A 3,461-nucleotide genomic window follows, 5' to 3' on the forward strand; every position below is an offset into this window, starting at 1 on the left:
ACCGGACTCGACGGGACTCTGCGCGGGCGACTCCCTCGTCCTCCACACCAAAGGGACCGATGTCGTCCAATGGATCGGCGACATCGCCGGCCTCAACTCGACCACGGATGCCAACCCCGTCGCACAACCCCCGCAGACCGCCCACTACCAGGTCGTGGGCAGCGATGCCTATGCCTGTTTCAGCGACACCGCCGCGATAACGGTAACCGTCCTGCCCCTGCCCACGGTGAATGGCGGCGGTAATGTCGAAGTGCTGGCCGGTGAGCCCATCTCACTGGCGGCAACGGGCAGCAGCGATATCGTCAAATGGGAATGGACGCCGGCGGTGTATCTGAGTTGTACCGACTGTGCGCAGCCCGTTTGCACCCCGAAGAAACCGGAATTGTATCAGGTCATCGTGACCAACGATGTCGGCTGCCATGCGCGGGACTCAGTGCAAGTGAAGCTGCTTTGCGTCGAAGCCCATGTCCGCATCCCCGAAGGGTTCAGCCCCAACGGCGATGGCCATAACGACCGGTTTAGTATCCTCGGCATCGGCGAGGTGGATCACCTGGTCATCTATGACCGCTGGGGGGTGAAGGTGTTTGAACGCGATCATTTCTATACGGCCGACCTCGGGAACCAGTGGGATGGTAACTTCCACGGCCAGCCCACGGCGACGGGGGTCTATGTGTATTTTGTACAGATGTCCTGTCCTTCGGGGGGGAGTTTTATCCGAAAAGGTACGCTGGTATTAGTAAGGTAAGTTGTGTATATTTAAGTATGCAAAAGCTTAGCGTCCTTTTTCTGTCGCTGGTGGTGCTGTTCCTTTTCTTTGCAGGGTTCTACCTGTACTATGTCCCCGCCAACAAGGCAAATCTCAACCGATATGGTTTTCTTGTCCTGCAACAGCTGGAAGCGTCGATGCAATACAAGTACAAGGCCAACCAAAACCTTTTTGCCAATTATGTAGAACCGGGCGCAAGCGGCCGGGGCAACGGCTTTCGCCGTGCAAAGCGTTGGCTGAGCAATTTTGGAGTGGATAGCGTATTCCGCAGCGATACCGCGACGCATAGCGATCACCTCTATTATTATTTTCGACGGGGCGCGGATTCCGTCGGGGTGTCGGTGCCGATTGCGCAATTTATGGCCGATCAGCTCGGGTCCCATGCCAGCGATTTCTTCGGCAGCTTTATGTTGCTGAAGATAAAAGGGGATCATGTGGTCACCATGTATAAGAATGCGGGGTTGCCCATCGGGACCGAGATCGCGACGGATTCCCTGCTAAAAGGCAGCAAGGGCGCTTTCTATCCCGGCGTGACCGATCTGCATGCCGGCGATCTGGACTACAAACTTTTTTATATCCCGATGAGTCTCGGCAATCAGCATTTTGTGCTTTGCGGGATCAAGGACGAGGTGGAATACAACCAGTCCACCCATGCGGTGCCTGCGGGCTTTGTCTACCCGATAGTCATCGTGTTCTTGCTGCTATGGATCATCTCGCCGCTGATCCGGCTTTCCATCATGGGCCCGGCGGAAAAGGTCCGGCTGCGCGACTTCACCGGGTATTGCTTCTCGTTGGTTGGCGGGAGCATGGTCCTCACGCTGATCATTATCCAGGTATTATTGCTCTCCGATGGCGATGCCCGCCAGGACCAGCACCTGCAACAATTGTCCACGCAAGTGGACGCGTCCTTCCGCGCGGAACTAGGCCGGGCCTATCGCCAGTTGTCGGCACTGGACACCCTGCCCCTGAGGCCGGTTGATCATGGCAAGCCGCGGGACTGGCGCCAGGGGTATTTTGACGTTTCGACCGAACTGGCGGATCATCTGCGGCAGGACCCGGCCAACTCCTATTATAACTTCGACCGGATCGACTGGGTCAACGACAGCGGGCGCCAGGTGATCAACGGCAGTCTTGACAAAGACCTCGACACGCTGTTTATCGACGTGTCGCAACGGAAATACTATACCGATTTTCGCAACAATACCTGTGTCACGCTACCGGATATCGATACGGCACTGGTGAGCGTTCAACCCGTGGTGACCTGGACGGAAGGCGCGCCGCGGATGGTCATCGCCCGGCGAAGTGCCGTGCCGGGGATCTTTATCGTCACGCTGTCCACGGATATGTATTCTATCAACCGGACCATCCTTCCCTCGGGTTTTGGATTTTGTCTGATCGATGCCGAAGGGCGGGTGCAGGTGCATTCCGATCCTAATCATTCCTTGAACGAGAATTTTATCGATGAGGTGGCCGATGGCGTCAGCCTGCGGTCCGCGATGAAGGCCCGCCAGGAACTCTATCTGCCCGGGACCCAGCTATATGGCCGGGAATATGGGTTGGTCGTGAAGCCCGTGCAAAACCTGCCTTACTATCTCGTCACCTATTATGATAAGGGATATATCCAACCCGTCAACATGCGCATCCTGATCTTCTCGCTGGCGGGTTGCGGGATGGTGCTCCTGCTCTCGGGCGCCATGTGGCTCATCTTCTTCCGGCGGCGCTGGAATGAACGGCCGCTGCTCTTTAATGTGATGGACTATCTTCCCTGGATCGTCCCGCGCGGGTCGGCGGCGAAGATCTATCGCATCGGCTGGGTCGCGCTGCTGATCTATGTCGTGTGGACAACCCTGGCCGTGACCCTCTCCGTTTTTTATGGTCCCGGCAACAACCAACGCGTGCTGATCCTCCTGCTGCTGACGCCGTTGCTGGTGTCCGTCGGCCTGAAGACGATCATCCGGATGCGCCGGGAAAAAATAACGGGCAACGCACCGATCACTCATGGCGAAGAAGGGTTGCTAATGGCGGCCGAAGAGCCTTTTGAGGACACCAGCCGGCTCAACCATCTCTTACATTATTGTCTGCTTGCGGAAGCTCTCGTGCTGGCCATGGGCGCACTGCCCGCCGCGCTGTTCACCTGGTATGCCAACAACCAGGAACTGCTGCAATCCGTGAAGAAGGAACAGTTCCTGCTCGCCGGTTCGCTGGATAGCCGGAAATCCGTGCTGTATCAGAATGTCCAGGCGCTGGATAATGGCGTTGCGCCGGATACCCTTTTTGCCGACTGGCAATATAACCGGGGGATCTACCCGCTGTTCAAAGCGAAATTGACGGTCGGCCGCGATAGCCTGCCCCCGCCGGAGAGTGCCTTTGGCGTCGCCTCGACCTATTTCCAGGTGGCCGGCTGGCTCGCGAATGATTATTACGATCCGGAATATGTGCCCGTGCTGGGTGGCGGGAGTGATGACGGCCGCTGGGTCTGGACCAAGCCAAAGGCGGACACGATGCGGTTCTACTACGCGCAAAATCGGCAGAATGTCCTGCAGATGGCCTCGGTGATGCCGCAACGCTATTATTATATAAATGATTGGCGGCGGGGGCTATTGTTACTCGCGGTTGTTATAGCCCTGTTATATGGATTGTACAAGTTGATCTACCGGGTCACGGCGGGGATGTTCCTCCAAAAATTTGTCCTGGG

General features: G+C 56.9%; 2 protein-coding genes. Both read left to right on the forward strand.

Annotation, left to right across the window (positions count from 1 at the left end; all coding sequences use genetic code 11):
* The coding region (locus tag VGM48_RS24450) for a gliding motility-associated C-terminal domain-containing protein (protein ID WP_331583523.1) at positions 1-745 on the forward strand (745 nt) is incomplete at its 5' end.
* Between the two features lie 17 nt (positions 746-762).
* Positions 763-3,461: cache domain-containing protein (locus tag VGM48_RS24455; protein ID WP_331583525.1), on the forward strand; the 2,699-nt coding region annotated here is incomplete at its 3' end.

Origin of the sequence: Puia sp. (genome assembly GCF_036500295.1) — a bacterium.
Classification (GTDB): domain Bacteria; phylum Bacteroidota; class Bacteroidia; order Chitinophagales; family Chitinophagaceae; genus Puia.